The sequence below is a fragment of the Streptomyces sp. NPDC096324 genome (assembly GCF_044763015.1).
Taxonomy (GTDB): Bacteria; Actinomycetota; Actinomycetes; order Streptomycetales; family Streptomycetaceae; genus Streptomyces.
The window spans coordinates 1-16,888 of the sequence record NZ_JBIWFK010000001.1; the positions used below are offsets into that span (position 1 = coordinate 1).

A 16,888-nucleotide genomic window follows, 5' to 3' on the forward strand; every position below is an offset into this window, starting at 1 on the left:
ACAGCTCCCACAAACCGTCCGGCACCATCCGCTCAACAAGCGAAGCAGTCACCACCCCAGACTGCCGCAAGATCACGCCAAACGAAATGGCGTCTAAGCCCTGCCGTGCTCATCGACGACGTGCGGGGGCTGAGCACTCTGGCATTGCTAGCCTCGGGGTGGTGGCAGGAAAGCCCCGACGACAACGCAGAGCTGACGGCAAGCCGCTGGCGTCATCTGGCGGAACAGTGGGTCGAAGAAGCAGCGCTGAGCCGAGCAGCTCCGGGTGTACAGGAGCTCGAGGACTCCTGGGATTTGTCGGCACCGCTCATTTCCTCGCCCAGGTCCAGTGAGGACGGTGGGAGCAGCGTTTCACTGCTCATCGGCGCTCAGGGTGCTGCGGCCCGGGAGAGGGTCATGCAGTCCGATGGCCCTGCGACGCACAGTCTGGGGCAGCTATGGGATCCGGTGCGGGTAACGGCAACGGCCGAGGATTGGGTCGTCGGTGTGGACAGTCGGTCGGTCTCGGCGCTTTCCTTCCAGCTCCGCGGCCGCCTCGCCGCCGAACTGTGGCAGCAGGCTGGCGTTGGACGCGATCTAGCGGGAACAGCCGACCGCCTTCCGGGCTGACGAGCATGTGAGACGAGGGCCTCCACCTTGCAGTCGAGGCCCTCGTCGGGCTCGCACGGACGCTCGGCTGACGAATACCGCAGCAGCCGCCTCGCGGTTCCGCGGCACCGAATGCGGGATCCGGACATCAATCCGGAACGCCACCGTTACTGCGTGAACGGCCCGTCCGGCTGCAGGCCAGCGCACGCGTAGCGCTGGCTCGAGAGCGCTCACCTCAACGTCGGCCTGCGAGACGACCGCCGGCTGCGTGGCCAGGAGCGGTCGCTCCGCCGACGTCGAGGAGAAGGTCGGTGAGTGCCCAAGGCACCGACGTCGCCGCCGACTGCGTCGATCACGCTGCGGATTGCTCGTGTCCGCCGTGTGCCCAGTCGTCTAGGTCCAGGTTCATGAGACCTGCTTCAGGTGCTGGGTGAGCTGTTGGAGGGTGTTCCAGGCGCGGGGGTCTGTTCCGTGGCCGAGTGGGTAGTGGAGGGCGGGTTCGGTTAGAGGGCCTACTTGGGTGGGTGAGAGGTTGAGGGGTGGGTGGAGGGCCTGGTCGAGGCCGATGTCCTGGACTGATTGGGAGCCCAGCGTGAACGAGATGGGGATGGGTGGGGCCTCGAAGCGCGGGAGGATCGTCAGGTCGCGGCAGGCGCTCCGTAGTGAGGTGAGCATGCTGGTGAGGCCGTGCTGCGTGGTGAGGGATTCAGCGAGAGGCTCAATGGCGTCAAGGGGTGTGGTTTCGTCCTTGCCATAGCCAAGGGTGAGAGTGATGTCCTCCTCGACGCCAGCGGGAGTGCGCGTGATGCGGACGGTGGCGATGGTCGGGCGGTCGGGGTGGCCGACGGCGATCAGCCAGGTCGGCTGGGGGGCGCGGCCACGGGCGAGATCGGTCAACTGTCTCGTGGACCAGGGAAGGTTGACAGGTTCGGCGGTGCTCCAGCCGGCGGGTGGGGTGCCGGTGAGGTGCTGCCAGGCGGTTTCCAGGGCGCGGCCGAGGATGAGGTCTTTGTCGGCGGGGTGCAGGGTGCGCAGGGAGAGGATGAGCTGGCGTTCGCCGGTGTCGGGGCTGGCCGTGAAGGCCTTGGCGACGGAGGCCTTGCCGTTCTGGTCTCGGATGGGGGTGAAGGTGCCGCCCTTCCAGTGGAGTACGGCGCCGGAAAGGCCGTCGTAGAAGCCGTGGTCCGGGTCTTGGATGACCCAGCGGTTGGGGTGGCCGAGCAGGGCGGTGCGGGTGGGCAGGGTCAGGCGGGTGGTGGGTGGGGTGACGATCTGCAGGGCGCGGTCGTCGGTGGTCGCGCCGCGCAGGGCGTCGGAGAGCCAGCTGGTCATGGTGACGAGGGGGCGATCCTGGATGACCACGGCCGCCTTGGCGGTGAGTACGTCCACCGCCGGCGCCGATGTGGCGGGGACGGGGACGGCGGAGATGTCCGTGGTGAGCGGGACGACGTCGGTGGAGGCCGCTTCCGGGGGCCACACCGTGCCGCCCAGGACGGTGGCGAGGCGTCCGGCGAAGGAGCCCGCCAGTCGGCCGCCTTCCGCGACGGCGGTGGAGGCTCGGGCCTCCGTCCACCACACCGGGCTGTCCGGGACACCGGGACCGGTGCCGAGGAGGCGGGTGGTCTCCCCGGGGACCTGGACCAGGATGGGGGCCTCGACGGAGACGAGGGGGCGGCCGCCAGGGGTGCAGAGCTGGATGACGGCGCCGTCGGCCAGGGTGTTCACGCCGAGGTCGGGGCCGCCTGCGTAGAGGCCCGCGAGGAGTGTGCGCAGGTCCGGCATCTTCGGGGTGAGGGCGATGACGTCCTTGGTCACAGCTGTCCGGCCTCTTCGTCTGCCTCGTCTGCGAGCGCGGTCTGTATGAGTTGGTGGTGGCGGCCGCGGCGTATGAGGGTGCCGCGGCCGGGCGGTTGCGCGGAGGCGTACAGGCCAGGGAAGAGCTGGCCCTCGGTGCGGTCGCCGGTCATGAGGAGGGCGGTGGTGCCGGTCTCGCGCAGGGTGGTCAGCAGGGGTTCGTACAAGGCACGGGAGGATCCGGCGGTGCGGCGGGCAATGACGAAGTGGAGACCGATGTCCTGGGCGGAGGAGATGTACGGCAGGAACGGAGCCAGGGGCTGCTGGCCGGCGGTGGTGAGGATGTCGTAGTCGTCGACGAGGATCACGATGCGCGGCCCCGTGAACGCGGGCTCCGCGCCGACCGCGTCCGGGTCCGCCGTCTCTGGCAGGCGTTTCTCCAACTCGGTGGCGATGCCGGTGGCCAGCGCTGCGGCCAGCTTCGCATTGTGGGCGTAGCCGCCGCGGTACGGTTCCGGAACGGCACCGCGCAGGCCGCGGCGCGGGTCGTAGATGCCGAAGACCAGCTCCTCGTCTCCGTACCGGTCGATAAGTTGACGGGCCATCAGTTTCAGTAGGTTGGTCTTGCCGCACTCGTTGTCGCCGAGGATCAGCAGATGCTGATCGCTTCCGAACAGGTCCAGCAGCGCGGGGGCGAGCGCGTCCTGGTCCACGCCTATGGGGATTGTCCTGGGTTCGACGGCCGGTGAGGGGAGTTTCGCCGCGGGGAGCCGTGTGGGGAGCACCCGTACCGGGGCGGCGACGTCACCGTGCCAGCCGGCGCGGATCGTGCGGGCGGACCGCTCGAGGACGGACGCGAGGTCGCCCGTGCCGGGGCGGCTGTCGATGCGGGGCAGTGCGACCTGCGCGAACAACTTGCCGTCGGTCAGCACCCGGCCCGGCACTTCGGGTGACAGCGTCTCGGACAGCTTGCGGTCGATGGATGAGTCGGCCGGGTCGTTGAGGCGCAGTTCGACGCGGGTGCCGAACATCGACTGGGTGGCGATGCGGACGTCGTTCCAGCGCAGCATTCCGGCGACGACGTGGATGCCGTATCCGCCGCCGCGCTTGAGCAGGTCGGCCACGGCGTCGTCGAGTTCGGCGAACTCGTCGCGCAACGCGCCGAATCCGTCGATGAGCAGGACGAGGTCGGTCGAGCCGAGTTGGGGCAGCTTGCCCTGGGCACGCAGGTGACGCAGCTGGTCGATGGAGTCGATGCCGTACGCGCGGAAGAGTTCCTCGCGTTGGCCGAGCATGGTGCGGATCTCGGCGACCGTGCGGGCTGCCCGTTCGTGGTCCGCCCTTCCCGAGATGCCGCCGACATGCGGCAGTCCGGCCAGCGCGGACAGACCGCCGCCGACCAGGTCGAGGCCATAGACGGCGACGTCGTACGGGGTGTGGGTGAGAGCCAGGGAGAGGGCGAGGGTACGCAGCAGGGTGGTCTTGCCGGACTGCGGGCCGCCGATGACGGCCGTGTGGCCGCCGGCGACGGTCAGGTCCAGCAGCCACGGCTGCTGCCACTGCTTGGCCGGATCGTCCAGGATGCCCAGCGGAACGCGCATCGCGCCGTCGCGGTGCGCGAGCCGGAGGCCCTCCGCGCCGGCTTCGAGGGGACCGGCCGCAGTGTCGAGGGTGATGGCGTCAGGCAACGGCGGCAGCCAGATCCGGCGTACCGGCGGGGCCGCGGTCGCGAGTTGGCCGACCATCACCGACATCACCGTCGGCCCGGTCTCGCGCTTGGTGGCGGCGTACTCCTGCGCGGCATCCTCATGGGGTGTGCCGAGCGTGTTGTACGTCGGATACGGCGAGGCGAGCGGTTCGTCGTCCTGCTTGTCGCGCAGGGCGGGCCCGAGGTGGGCGCCGGAGACGTACCCGGCCTTGAAGCGTTCGTAGGTGGAGGTGTCGACCTTCAGATAGCCGAAGCCCGGTAGCGGAGGCAGGTGGAAGGCGTCCGTGGTGTCCAGCACGGTGCGCGACTCGTCGGCGGAGAAGGTCCGCAGGCCCAGGCGGTACGACAGATACGTGTCCAAGCCCTTGAGCTTGCCGCCTTCGATGCGCTGGCTGGACAGCAACAGGTGGACGCCGATGGAACGGCCGATACGGCCGATGGACAGGAACAGGTCGATGAAGTCCGGCTTGGCCGTGAGGAGTTCGCCGAACTCGTCGATGACGACGAACAGGTGCGGCAGGGGCTCGAGGTCCGGGCGACCGGTGGCGCGCAGGGCGGCGTAGTGGCCGATGTCGGCGATGTTGCCAGAGTCCTTGAGTACCTGCTGGCGGCGCTTGACCTCACCGGCGAGACTGCTGTGGACGCGCTCAACGAGCCCGGCCTGGTTCTCCAGGTTGGTGATCACGCCGGCCACGTGCGGGAGGTCGGTGAACGGGGCGAAGGTGGCGCCGCCCTTGTAGTCGACCAGGACGAGGGCCAGGTCTTCGGGGGAGTGGGTGGCGGCGAGCGCGAGGACGAGGGTGCGCAGCAGTTCGCTCTTGCCGGAGCCGGTCGCGCCCACGCACAATCCGTGCGGGCCCATGCCGAGCTCGGAGGACTCCTTCAGGTCCAGCAACACCGGCTCGTGACGGTCCGTCAAGCCAATGGGTACGCGCAGGAATGCTCGCTCGCTGCGCGGCGCCCACAGTCTTTTGATGTTGAGTGCCGCAGGGTCGTCGATGCCCAGCAGGCCGGGGAAGTCCACCGGCCCGGAGACAGGGGTTCCCTCGGCCGTGGACTCCGCCGACAACCTGACGGGGGCCAGCATCCGGGCCAGCCCCTCCGCGCCCGCGACGCTCACGGCATCCGATGAGCCCTGTGCCACCGTCGACGTCTCGCGCAGGTCCTCCACGGCGATCCGGTCGCCTTCGACGGTGATGCGGACCGTCACCTGATCCGGCTCGTGCACCTGCTGCTCCAGCAGGTGCAGCACGGTCACGCCCATGTCCGGCAGATCAACCGCCGTGTCAGGGCGGGGCAGTTCGGCGGCCGTCTCGCCGTACTCGTCGCTGACGATCAGCAGTCGACCGGTCATCCGCAGCGCGCCTCGGTCCGACAGTCCGCGCCGTACCTCTGCCGCGTACGAGGCCCGCTGCCGTAGATCATCGCGGCACAACGCGGCCAGCTGGGGCATGCTGGGCGCGATACGGCGGGCGGCGACCGGACCTTCGCGTCGGCCCGGATCGAGCACGTGGGGCAGCCACTTGGCCCACTCCCACTCAGCCAGCTGCTCGCCGGGTATGCCGAGCGCGACGGCCACGTCGTCCGGGGCGTGCGTGACCGCCGTCTGGATCAGCAACGCGCGAGCCACCCGCAGCACACCCTCGCGGTCCCCGACGACGCTGACGTTGCCCGCCCGGTCCAAAGGCACGGTGAGGGGGAAGTTCGTTGCCGTGGCGAACCGGTTCTGCAGGGCGCGAGCCTCGTTGAGCATGAACGGGTCCGGCGGAGTCAGGACCCCGCCCGCGCTGTTCTGCCCGACCACCAGCTCCTGCACTGGTACGTCCCCGGTGCCCACCCGTACCCGCAGGAAGTCCGGGTCCTGGCGGCGCCGCTCCCACAATCGTGCCGGATTGCGTACCAAGTCGTACAAGGCCTCGGGCGGTGGATCGAGCAGCTGGGACTGCCGGCGCCGCTCCCGCTCGCCGGTGCCGAGCTCGTCGCGCAGCTCCTCAAGGTATTCGAGGTAGCGCTCGCGTTGGGTGCGCCGGGTGCGCTGCGCCTTGCCCCGCTGGGACAGGAACAGTGCCACCGCGCCGAGCAGGGCGAAGACCAGGACGATCGCGCCGAGCGCGGCGAACTGGCTGTTGCGGATGACGGTCATCATCACAACCGAACTGATGACGCCGGCCATCGGCAGCAGTGCGGTCGCCGCGTTGCCGATCTTTCCCTCGGGCAGGTTGGGCGGCGGCTCGATGGTGCGCGGCTGCGGCGGGGTGAGGGGGCGGGTGGCGCGCGCGGGCCGGTGGACGAGGTGCTGTGTCACGGACTGGCCTTTTCTTGAACGGGTCCTGAAGCCTGGCTCGTGCTCATCGCGTCCTCACTGCGCGGTGCATCGCCTCCGCCGCGAGGCGGACGGCGGCGTCCCGGGTGGCCCGGCCCAGCATCGCGGTGTGGATGGGGCCTCCCTGGGCCAGATGCCGGTCGTAGGGGAGCGGTACGACGGACACACCCGTCTCTCGCAGGTGCGCGGTGGCCGTCTTCTCGTCGAGCGTGGTGTCCGGGGAGCTCGCGGACAGCGCCACGACGGTGCCGGCCAGGGCGGAGTGCGGCAGCTGGGCCAGCCAGTCCAGGACCTGCCGGGTGCCGTTGACGCCCTCCGCGGTCATCGGGGCGACCACCACCCGGGCATGCGCGGTGTCCATCGCCGTCCGGGCCACTTCGCCGGGCAGGGTCTCGCAGTCCACCACCGTCACCGCGAAGTAGCGCCGCAGCGCCAGCGTGACCGTGCGGTAGGTGCGGACGTCCATCGGCGCGCCGACGCGCCCCTGGCTCGCGGGCAGCAGCCAGCCGCCATCGGACACCGGAACCAAGTAGCCGGTGACGTCGGTGAGTTGCATTGCGGGGGTCAGGATCTGCGCGAGGTCCGCGCACGACCAGCGCACTGATTTGGCGCCCATCCGTACGGGGAGGGTTCCGAGTGCGGCATCGGCCTCCAGGGTGAGGACAGGGTCGTGTCGGTAGTGGTTGAAGGTGCGGCCCAGCAGGGCGGAGACGGTCGACTTGCCCACTCCGCCCCGGATGGACGTGACCGCGATGACCCGGCCGGTGGTGACCGGCTGCTGCAGCTCCCGAGCGAGGCGTGTCTCTTCGGTGACGTCCTGGGTGGCTGACGTGGCGAGTTTGCGGAGCGTGTGTCCGGTGCGGCGGGTCACGGAATCGCCGTGTTGGGGGCGACCCAGGGCGTGTGCCAGGCGGGGGTCGACGGTCGGCACGGACTCCGGGGTGTGCAGGGGAAGCCGGGGATCACGGGGTGACCGGACAGCGGGTTCCGACTGCGCTGCCGGGGCAGCCTGCTGAGGGAAACCCGGAGAGGCAGCGGGACCTGCATCAGCGGGCGGTTCCGGGGCGGGGTGCATCAGTCGAGGCCGCGCGGTGGGCTCGGGGGCGGGCTTGGCCGCTTCGTCCGCTGCATCGTGCTGCCCCAACTGCCGCAGCACGTCCTGCTGCCAGTCCCCTCCCTGAGCCATGAAGTCACCCCTACGCGAAGGTGCCGAGCAGACGCCCGTACACACCGAACGCCCCGATGACGAGCGGGAACAAGGCGATTACTCCCACCGACTCGAGCACGTCGCCGAAGCGCCGCAGCCGCACCCGCACATGCTCGGCAGGCTGCACCGCCAGCACCATCAAGGGCAGGACGGCCAGCGTGACGAGCACGGCCAACGGCCCCGCGGCACCGGAGTGCTCCTGCCACACCCCGACGAGCCGGACGGCGACCACGGCACCGGCCCCGAACAGCGCCACGACCTCGATGACGAGCGGGAAGGCACGCACCCGCAGCGCCAGAACGACCGCGACCACCACGGCGAGCAGGACGGTCCACGCCGAAGGTGCCCGCAGTACGAGAAGCCCCGCCGCCATGGCCGAGACGGCCAGGACGATCGTGGCGAGCGCCAGGCCACGATGAGTGGCAGTTAGGGCGGTGCTCACCTGATACCGGCTCACGGACGTGCCGCTGGAGCGCCGGTCGTCCAGCCCGGACAGACCGGACGCCATGAGCGCGAGCCGCGGCAGCACGCCGAGGGCGACAACCGAGACGACGCTCAGCAAGGCCCCCACACGAGCCTGTTCCACTGACGTACCCGCGCCCGATTGGACAGCGACCGCCACCTGCCAGCAGAGGACACAGCCAACGACTGTGGCAGCGCCGACGAGGCCGCCGCGGCCCAGTGCCGTGAACCAGCCCAGCAGGAGCAGCGTCACAACGAGTGCGACCGCGACGCCGGCCAGCCGCACCGCCCCGGACCAGGCATGGGCATCCGCCAGGGTCCATGCCCCCAGCGCCCCGAGAGTTCCCCCGGTGACGAGGAGCGTGGTGGCCAGGCCACGTTGCCCGGCCCGCCCCAAGAGAGCCCCCGCGAGTACGGACACCGCGGCGACGGCCATCAGAGTGGTGCCTACCACCGGCAGCGCGAACTCCCTGCGGGCCAGGGCCCCGGCCACGACGGCCCAGCCGACCGTCGCGACTCCCGAGACGATGCGCCGGGATGCAGGGCTCCACCGCCACGCACGTACATTCAGATCGTCAGCGACCTCATCAATGACGTCGTGCACCACGGGCGCCGCAGGGGCGTCCTCCAGCCGCACGAGCCGCAGGACGGCGCCGTCCGGAACCCCGGCCGATTCCAGCGTGCTGTCGTGCGCGAGCGCCGAACCCTCCGTGGTGACGAGATGCCGCAACTCGGGCCGGTCCGATGTCCGGTCGTCCAGCAGCCGCATCACTTCGGGCAAGAGCAGCCCGACTGGTTCCTGAGAGGGCAGGACGAGATCAACCCGCCTCCGCTCGCCGATCAGAGTGACCCGGCTCAAAGCAGTCCGGTTCGGCGTCGTACGGCTCAGGGACCCCGCAGATATCACGCGTTCGAACCTATCATCGAGTCATCGGGTGGAAGACGCCGAAGGCGCCGCGGAAGGCGAGGAAGAGGGAACGGAGGTGCCGTACGGGCTTTTCCCGATGATCCGGTGCGAAACGAACGACCAGCCCACGCATCCGGCGCACAACACCGCCGCGACCGCGATCCCGGCGAACACCTTGCCGAGCCGCTCGTCCACCGACCGCCGCTGCCGCTGCGTCCCGAACAGGACGGCATCCCTCAGCCGCCGGCGCCGAACCGACACCGACTCCAGCAATTGGCTGTCGTAATCCTGGGCTGCCACAGGTTTCCGTTGTCCGTTTCAGTTCTCAGGGTTACGTACAGGTTCTCAGGTGGCGTACTCGCCGACCCAGTTGCGCTGGAGAAGTGCCTTCGGCAGGTACTCGGACTCGACCTCGATGGGAAAGTCGTTGTCATAGGCCATGCAGGCGATGGCGAGTGGGCCGAGAGCGACCAGGCCGTCGCTGCTCAGGGATCGTGCTTCGTCGCCGGTCCAGTACTGCTTGTGCCAGGTGAGGGCTTGGGCCAGTGACCTATTGAACTGATCGGTCTCTTGACGGTTGTAGAGTTGGAAGAGCTCGAGTGGTGGATACAGGAGCATCAGCATGGTGTCCCTGTCGGCGACCTGGGCCACGTCGGGGTCTGTGCCGTTGATCGCAGCGACCAGTTTGTCCCACGTGTTTGCAGCCTGGCCGTGCCAGTAACTCTGCAGAGCCTCCACCCAGTCGTAGGTGTACTCGTCGAACAGAGCGCCGGACGCACGAAGGAACGACACAGGTACTTGCATCAGCCGGTCGAGGCGCTCATTCTCACGGCAGATCATCGCCAGGTAGACCGAGGTGATCCAGGCTCCCGCGTGCGTATAGGACGTCGGGCCGGTCGCCGGGAGGTTCTTCACCTGTCCGGTGCTCCCGATACGGCAGGGTACGGGGCCTTCGACTGCCGTGGCCGAGTCGAACAAGGCGGAGCCGACCTGCATGGCCGTGACCCACGCCTCCCACGTTTCGAAGTTACCTCCATACGGATCCGTCAAGCAGTACGACTTGGCCACTGTCAGGGAGCTGCCCAGGGCTCGGGAACGGGACATCTCCGACTCCTCGAGCCGACTGAGCATTCGACCGAGGCTCTCGATGCGCGCGGCATTGCCCTCCGCCGCAACGCTCTCTGCGGGGAAGCCGTGGCGGGAAACGCTCGTGGCCACTGGGTCTCTCCTCTAGTAAATCTTGAAATGCTCCAGCACGGCACCAGCGTACGAGGTGCCCGCGTGATCGTTCGCCTTCACCAGGACGTACTGCAGCTTGCCCTTCTCCAGAGCCTCGGACAGGTCGTCCGCGATCCTGACGTCCTCTGGGCCTCGTTTCCACATCTCCTCGAGGATCGTTTCCACGTACAGCTTGGTGCCCTGCTTGACGCGCATGCCTCTGGCCGAATCGCCCGCCCCGTTGCGCCAGTCGAGTTCCCCTTTTGGCGCCTTCGCCTCGACTATGAGGTAATCGCCGTTATTGCCGAGCTTGTACACCTGGTCGAACATGTTGGCGCCGTTTGAGGTCTTCGGGAGTTCGACCCACTCGGCGTTTGGGAACTCGTGGGGAGTTACGTGTAGTTCGGCAGCCTTCTCGCCGAGATTCTCGGATATCTTGCTGTTGTTCGGCAGGTCGCCGAGCTGTTGGTGATAGGCGTTCTGGGCGTCTTCGAGGGCCTTCTTCGCTGCGGCGGACGGACTGTCCTCGAATGCCTTTTCCGCCTTGGCGAGGTCCATGGACACCCTGCGGTTCTTCGTCGCCTCGTTGAGGTCCGAGCGATGCGCGGGATCGACCGAGTCCGGGCCGAGTGGCGTCCGGTCGTGCCTGATCTCGGATGGCCCGCTCGGCAGGTCATGTGCGGCGACCCACTTGTTTCCAGCGTTCTTGGCCAACTGGGGGAGCTCGACGCCGTCCACCAACTTTGTGGTGCCGTCCGCATTCAACAGGTGCCTACGGCGACCCAATTTGTCGTAGTGCTCCTTGAACCACGTCCGGTCCGGGTCGTTGGCCTTCCGGATGTGCTCGTCCTGGATCTGCTTCCGCTCTGCGGCGGTCAGCTCCCGCTCTCCGCCGTTGCCGCCGTTTCCGGTGCCCTCGTTCGTATGGTGCGCAGGCGGGACGGCCCCGTCGCCGGCGTGGCCCGTGCCGCCCACAGCGTCGTCGCCGGTCCGGCCGACGTCGTCCAGGCCACCGCTTCCGTGGCCACCTGACCCCGTGCCGGCATGGCCATTGCTGATCGGACCAGCGCCGGACCTGGGGGTCTCGGGACTGACGGGATGTGTGGCTCCAGCTCTGCCGGATGCTTCCCCCGCGTGAGCCGTGGCTCCGGGCGTGTGTGAGGAAGCGCCGACTCCGACGGGCTCCCGCTGCTGCGCCGGTGTTCCCTCCGGCGTGGCCCGCGTATCCGCGGCCGCTTCCTGGCGCGGCGGGTCCCCGATGACGTTGCCGTGCTTGTCGACGGGGATGAACTTGCCGTCCTCGATGACGACTTTGGAGCCGTCGCCGAGTTCGATGACGCTGTGGATGCGCTGGGAGTCCGCCGAGGCGCCGATGCCGGTGCGGATTCCGGCGGTGAGGTCGGAGAGCTTGGGCAGTGCGCTGATGGCTTTGCCGGTCGCTTTGAGGCCGACGGCGACCGGGTCGATGTACTCGCCGACCTTGGCGGCGATCCCGGCGCCCTTGGCAACCGCGCCGACTTCCCCGCCCTTGGCCGCGACGGCCAGGGGGCCGGCGCCGAGGGTGAGGCCGTTGAAGACGACCGTTGCCGCGGCGCGGGCGGGATTCTCGCTCCACATGTCCCAGGCGACCATGGACTTGGCGAAGTCCTTGGCGGCCTTTTTCTGCCGGACCTCCGTGGCGCTCTCCTTGTCCGGGCCGATCGCCCAGTCCATGAGCGCGTCGTACGGCTTGGCGGTGTACTGGCCGATCCCGCTGACGACGTCCCCGAGATGCCCCCAGGCGTCCCCGGCCGCGTCCGAGCCGTTCCAGCCGACCAGGGTGCCCAGTCCCTTGACGCCGCCCCAGATGTTGTCGATGACGAGGCCGTCCCAGAAGAAGCTCTTGGCCCAGTAGCCGACCTCCCACGCGTGGTGGGACTCGCTTTCCGGGACGCCCCAGGGCGTCTTCTTGGCGTGCTTGAGGACGTCGAGGTCGTAGCCGTACATCACCGTCTTCTTGTCGACGGTGTGGTGACCGTCGTCGACCACGAACTCCGGCCCGCCGAGGAGGGATGAGATCTTGGTGGCGGCCCGGCGCTCGGCCTCCCGGAAGGCGCTTTCAGCGGCGGCGACGCCGTCCATGAGCTCCTGGTGACGGTGGATCTTGTCCCCGTCGTACGTCCAGTTGTCGTCGCCCTCGACGCTGTCGACGAACGCGAAGGCGTCGGTCTTGAGCTGGGCGAGCTTCTTGGCGAGCGGACGGGCCTCGATGGAGTAAGTGTCCAGAGCGTCCGCGACCGTCTCCAGCTGGGCGGCGAAGGCGTCGGCTTTGTCCATCACCGGCTGGGTGGTGGCGAACAGGTCGTCGGCCTCGGGCGCTGTGTAGAAGGCCTCCAGCATCTGGAAGCGGGAGTGCACGTCCATGCCGCCGTTGCGGATCCCGATGGCGTCGCCGCGCAGCCCGGAGGTGTCCTTGTCAAGCTGGTCGAAGTCGCCGATGAACTGGGGTATGCCGGACGGGTCGATCACCTGGCGCCGCCGTCCTTGCCCTTGCCGCCCTGGCCAGGCAGATCGACCTTCGGTGCGCCGAGCGCCTTGTGTTCGGCCTGGGCGGCCATCTCGAGATCCCCGGCCAGGTAGTACGCGGTCGCCTCCCGTGCCCCGTTCACCGACTTCGCCGCCCGCGCGCCGAGGTACAGCACGTCACCCGCGGTCTTCTCGACGAAGATGGCCAGCGCCGCGCCGATCGCGCCGGTTGGCGCGGACCCGCAGTACGGTCCGCTGATCGTGCCGGCGGAGGTGGCCGCGCTCTCCACATCCGTCCCGTACGCCTTGACGTCCTTGGCCACGTCGTCCATCGCGTCCGCGACCAGAGAGGTCACGAACTCGACGCCGGACGACGAGATGTCCCACCCCGACATGCCAAACCCCCGTGGAAACGTTCCTGCTTACTACGGTCGGCCCCGGTCAGCCGATGTTGTCGACGGCGGCGCGGGCCTTGGCCATGGTCGACTGGGCAGTGCCGTCGTTCTGCTCCAGCGTGGTGCGGACGAGGCGGATGATGTCGCGGACCTCGTTCGCGGCGCGGTTCCAGCGGATTTCCTTGCCGTGGTACTCGTCGGCGACACCGTCGGCGGTGAAGTCGGCCATCGCGGCCTTCACCGCGCGGTCGCGGTCACCGAGGACGCGCTCCAGCTGGCCGATGATGCCCTGCAGGCTGCCCTGCACCTCGGTGGAGGCGCCAGTGTCGTACGAGCGGCGGTCCTGGTTCTGCCCCATGGTCAAGCTCCCCCTGTGCGTGTTTATCGGGCGCCGAAGCGGGCGGCGTCGAAGTTGGACTGGCCCATGTTCTGGTGGGCGTTGTCCTCCTGCTCTAGATCGCCGGAGCCGAACGCGGTGTCCATGCCGCCCTGGCCGCCCAGGATCGCGCTCAGGGATCCGTTCAACGCGTTGGTGATCTCGTCTGTATGCGCCTTGAAAGAGTCGAACGCGGCCTTGCCCGCGCCGTTGAACTTCCCCTCCAGCGGCTCCGCTGCCTGGACCAGCCACCGGATCAGCGTGCCCAGGTCCTCAGTTGAGCCGACCGTGCTCTTACCGAGATCCGCCAGGGTCGACGACCCCATGTCGAACTTCATCCACCCGCCCCCGTGTCAATCGTGTTGTCCGCCATGACAGTTCACATTCGACAGTTGCGACGTCCTTGTGCGCCAGACAGTTCCCGCCTGCCGCGCACGCCTCATGGCGTGTCGAACATCTTCTCGTATCGCGCGTTGCAGGCGCAACGCAGTACAGCGTGAAGTGGCGTGATCCATCTCATGAGTTGTCTCACTGCATACCTGATCCGACTTGAGGAGTCGGTCAGGTCGCGGTGTCCGCGCAGGGAGCGGAACGGATCCGCGGGCCCGAGAAGCGTTCCAGGGCTCCGAGTCGTCAGACGTTCTCGGCGGTGTCCACGGTGAACAGCGTGCCGAGGTAGCTGCGCTCGTAACGTTCGTCGAGCCCCTTCATGCCTCTTTCCGCCTCTGGGCCTCCAGACGTCGTGGCAGGTGCAATGGACTGCTCACCTGCGCTCGGCCAGATCGTCTACCGACATCCCGGGTCCGATCAGCTCGAGCCAGCAGTGAGCGTTTTCCAACCTCACGCTGACGCGTGGTGGAGGACGAGGACAGCCTTCACGACGTCGGTGATTCGGTTGGTGCTGCAGCGGAGCTTCCGTAGGAGGCGCCAGCTCTTGAGGGTGGCCATGGCCCGCTCGCCAAGGCAGCGGATCTTGGCGTGGGTGGTGTTGTGGCGACGCTTCCATCGCTTGAGGCGGCGGCCCCGAAACGGTACGCGGACGGGTCCGCCGGCGCCTTGATATGCCTTGTCCGCCCAGCATTTGAGTCCCGCATCGGCGAGGGCTTCGATGATGCTGTGCTGCCGCGCGGCGGTCAGGTCGTGAGTCGAGCCGGGCAGAGCCGGCGAGGCCCAGAGCAGCCGTCCGAACGGATCGGTGAGGACCTGGACGTTCATGCCGTGGCGTTTGTGTTTCCCGGAGTAGTACGGGGTGTCGGCGGCGATGCGGTCGATCGGCAGCAGGGTGCCGTCGAGGATCACGAACGCCTTCGTCCGGATCGTCTTCATCGCCTCGGCCAGGGACGGGGCGAGGGCGGCCAGGGCCTCGACGGCTTCACGTATGTAGCGGTAGACGGTCGCGATCCCGATGCCGAACCCGGCAGCGAGCTGGGCGTAGGTGTCACCGCACCGTAGATGGGCCAGGGCGAGCAGTGCCTGACGTGCGGCGGGAAGGCGCCGCCACCGCGTTCCGATCTCCTGCCGCCGGGCTGTCAGTTGTCTGGTCAGGAACCGCAGGGTGCGGCTGGACAGATCAATCGAGGACGGGTAGACAAGCACGCGAAGCTCCTGGCGGACACGGGTGATCTTGGTCGAGAACCCGTCTACCAGGGGCTTCGTCGTTGCGCAGGACAGTCCAACTCGCGGTCAGGTACCGCAGCTTGAAAAGGGCTCAGTAATGTGCATCCACAAACCAAGGCTGGCCGTCCTTCTACGACCCGAAGGACTCGGACGCTGTCGAGCTGATCCAGGACCGTTCGCTCGGAATGGTGCGGACGGAGGTGCGGTGCTCCCGCTGCGGGTCGCACCTCGGCCATGTCTTCGAGGGCGAGGGCTACGCGACGCCGACGGATCAGCGGTACTGCATCAACAGCATCTCGCTGCGGCTGACGCCGGACGAGGGCTGAGCGCGGCCGGCCGGCGCCGTTCGGGGCCGGCCGACCGACCCCGTTCGGGGCCGGGCGTGGTCGGCGGGGCTGTCGTGCCCGGCCGGCGCCGGCCTTCGTTCAGAGCACCTTGCGGTGGACCAGGGCCGACAGGATGAGCGTGCCCGGGAGCAGCGGGATCCAGGCCGTCAGGACGCGGTAGCCGATGACGGTGGCCGTCGACAGGCCCGCCGGGGCGCCCAGCGAGACCATCGTGAACACCATCGCCGCGTCCACCGGGCCGATTCCGCCCGGCGCGGGCACGGCGCCGACGGCGGTACTGGCGATCAGCAGCGCGAACACCACCTGGGCCCAGGACAGCGGCAGCCCGAGCGAGAAGCCGACCGCCGCGATCGTGCTGCCCTGGAGCAACGGGGCGACGGCCGAACCACCCCAGAGGGCGAGGACGCGGCTCGGCCGGGTGTGCAGGATCCGTACGTCGGTCAGGGCCGTACGGACCAGGTCGACGACGGGGCGGCGCAGCGAACGGACGATCGTCAGGAGCAGAACGGCGATCGTGAGGCCGAGCACCACGCTTCCCCCCGCGAGGAGCAGCGTCCGGCGGTCCGGGGCGAGTCCGCCGAGCCGGCGGGTGTCCTCGAGCGCCAGCAGGAAGAAGACCAGCACCGGGATCCGAGCCACCGGCTTGACCAGCGAGTACAGGGCGAGCGAGGCGGTGGCGCGAGCCAGCGGGATGCCCCGGCCCAGCAGGAAGCGCAGGGTGACGGCGTGGGCTCCGAGGCTCGACGGCAGGACGAGGTTGGCGGCGCCGGCGGCCAGCTGTGACGCCAGCAGCAGGCCGGGTGGCAGCCTCTCCGGGAGGGCGCCCTGCCGGATGCACGCGGCGACCACCCAGCCCAGCAGGGTGAAGAGGACCCCCGCGAGCAGCCACCGGGGATCGGCGTCACCCAGTTGGACGGCGCCGTCGTGCCAGGCCTGCCGGTCCAGCGCCGCCCACGTCCCGATCACCACGAGAGGGAGCAGCGCCAGGGCCAGCCGGGTGAGGCGACCGGGAGCCGTCAGAGCCGTGAGGCGGGTGGCGGAAAGGGAGTCACCGGTGCGTGCCCCGTCGCCGGGTGCCGGTGCGGTGACGGTGGCGGGGGCGGTGGCGGGGAGGCTGTCGAGCGGGGGCAGGGACACGGCGCACGTCGTCCTTCCGCGTCGCGCCCGGGTACGGACGGACGGATCCGAGGCGATACAACGGGGACGGGGAGAACGTTCCCGTTCGGTGTGACGTCACGGTGTCCGGGAGGGGAAGCGGGACCACCGTGTGAGCGACACGGCCGAAGACACCGACCGCGGTGACGAACGTACGACCCGTGGGGCGAACCCGCGACCGCAGAATCCGGCCTGGAAACCCGTAATCCGGCCCGGGAACCCCGGAATCCGGCCCAGGCGGGCGAAGCCCGGCCCCGGGGCGGCGACGGCGGCGGGGGCGGCACGC

General features: G+C 69.1%; 13 protein-coding genes and 1 pseudogene. 2 read left to right on the forward strand and 12 right to left on the reverse strand.

What is annotated here, in order from left to right; genetic code table 11:
• The first annotated feature begins 105 nt into the window (after positions 1-105).
• Complete coding sequence (locus tag ACIQ7M_RS00005; protein WP_403638191.1) at positions 106-609, forward strand: hypothetical protein; 504 nt, start codon at positions 106-108, stop codon at positions 607-609.
• Between the two features lie 384 nt (positions 610-993).
• Here ACIQ7M_RS00005 and ACIQ7M_RS00010 read toward each other — a convergent pair whose 3' ends face one another.
• From ACIQ7M_RS00010 to ACIQ7M_RS00060, 11 genes are all read right to left on the reverse strand, one after another.
• Positions 994-2,403, reverse strand: coding sequence for a DUF6177 family protein (locus tag ACIQ7M_RS00010; protein ID WP_403638193.1), 1,410 nt, complete (start codon positions 2,401-2,403; stop codon positions 994-996).
• Entirely contained in the window at positions 2,400-6,395 is a 3,996-nt protein-coding gene (gene eccCa, locus ACIQ7M_RS00015) for a type VII secretion protein EccCa (RefSeq protein ID WP_403638195.1), read from the reverse strand. Before eccCa ends, ACIQ7M_RS00010 begins: the two co-directional genes overlap by 4 nt.
• A gap of 43 nt (positions 6,396-6,438) precedes the next feature.
• Complete coding sequence (locus tag ACIQ7M_RS00020) at positions 6,439-7,599, reverse strand: hypothetical protein (RefSeq protein ID WP_403638197.1); 1,161 nt, start codon at positions 7,597-7,599, stop codon at positions 6,439-6,441.
• 10 nt (positions 7,600-7,609) lie between these two features.
• Positions 7,610-8,989 (reverse strand): type VII secretion integral membrane protein EccD, encoded by a 1,380-nt coding sequence (gene eccD, locus ACIQ7M_RS00025; RefSeq protein ID WP_403638199.1) that lies wholly within the window; start codon positions 8,987-8,989, stop codon positions 7,610-7,612.
• Positions 8,990-9,010: 21 nt separating this feature from the next.
• Entirely contained in the window at positions 9,011-9,289 is a 279-nt protein-coding gene (locus ACIQ7M_RS00030) for a hypothetical protein (RefSeq protein WP_403638201.1), read from the reverse strand.
• Between the two features lie 45 nt (positions 9,290-9,334).
• Positions 9,335-10,207: an immunity 49 family protein gene (locus ACIQ7M_RS00035; protein WP_403638203.1), complete on the reverse strand. Its 873-nt coding sequence runs from the start codon at positions 10,205-10,207 to the stop codon at positions 9,335-9,337.
• Positions 10,208-10,219: 12 nt separating this feature from the next.
• Positions 10,220-12,715: a hypothetical protein gene (locus ACIQ7M_RS00040; protein ID WP_403638205.1), complete on the reverse strand. Its 2,496-nt coding sequence runs from the start codon at positions 12,713-12,715 to the stop codon at positions 10,220-10,222.
• Positions 12,712-13,107: a DUF6507 family protein gene (locus tag ACIQ7M_RS00045; RefSeq protein ID WP_403638207.1), complete on the reverse strand. Its 396-nt coding sequence runs from the start codon at positions 13,105-13,107 to the stop codon at positions 12,712-12,714. The genes ACIQ7M_RS00040 and ACIQ7M_RS00045 overlap by 4 nt, the downstream gene beginning before the upstream one ends.
• A 46-nt stretch (positions 13,108-13,153) precedes the next feature.
• Positions 13,154-13,465: a pore-forming ESAT-6 family protein gene (locus ACIQ7M_RS00050; protein WP_371648594.1), complete on the reverse strand. Its 312-nt coding sequence runs from the start codon at positions 13,463-13,465 to the stop codon at positions 13,154-13,156.
• Between the two features lie 23 nt (positions 13,466-13,488).
• Entirely contained in the window at positions 13,489-13,821 is a 333-nt protein-coding gene (locus ACIQ7M_RS00055; protein WP_054236766.1) for a hypothetical protein, read from the reverse strand.
• A gap of 502 nt (positions 13,822-14,323) precedes the next feature.
• Positions 14,324-15,079, reverse strand: coding sequence for a transposase family protein (locus tag ACIQ7M_RS00060; protein WP_403638210.1), 756 nt, complete (start codon positions 15,077-15,079; stop codon positions 14,324-14,326).
• Positions 15,080-15,216: 137 nt separating this feature from the next.
• Between ACIQ7M_RS00060 and ACIQ7M_RS00065 the strand changes: the two are divergent.
• Positions 15,217-15,426, forward strand: a pseudogene (locus ACIQ7M_RS00065) (peptide-methionine (R)-S-oxide reductase); the annotation flags it as partial.
• A gap of 99 nt (positions 15,427-15,525) precedes the next feature.
• Here the strand turns inward: ACIQ7M_RS00065 and ACIQ7M_RS00070 are convergent.
• Positions 15,526-16,584: a YbhN family protein gene (locus tag ACIQ7M_RS00070; protein WP_403638212.1), complete on the reverse strand. Its 1,059-nt coding sequence runs from the start codon at positions 16,582-16,584 to the stop codon at positions 15,526-15,528.
• Between the last annotated feature and the right edge of the window lie 304 nt (positions 16,585-16,888).

Excerpts from the sequence above, each read along its gene's own strand:
- ACIQ7M_RS00020 (WP_403638197.1), bottom strand. The coding sequence starts at position 7,599 with ATGGCTCAGGGAGGGGACTGGCAGCAGGACGTGCTGCGGCAGTTGGGG.
- ACIQ7M_RS00045 (WP_403638207.1), bottom strand. The coding sequence starts at position 13,107 with ATGTCGGGGTGGGACATCTCGTCGTCCGGCGTCGAGTTCGTGACCTCT.
- ACIQ7M_RS00050 (WP_371648594.1), bottom strand. The coding sequence starts at position 13,465 with ATGGGGCAGAACCAGGACCGCCGCTCGTACGACACTGGCGCCTCCACC.
- ACIQ7M_RS00055 (WP_054236766.1), bottom strand. The coding sequence starts at position 13,821 with ATGAAGTTCGACATGGGGTCGTCGACCCTGGCGGATCTCGGTAAGAGC.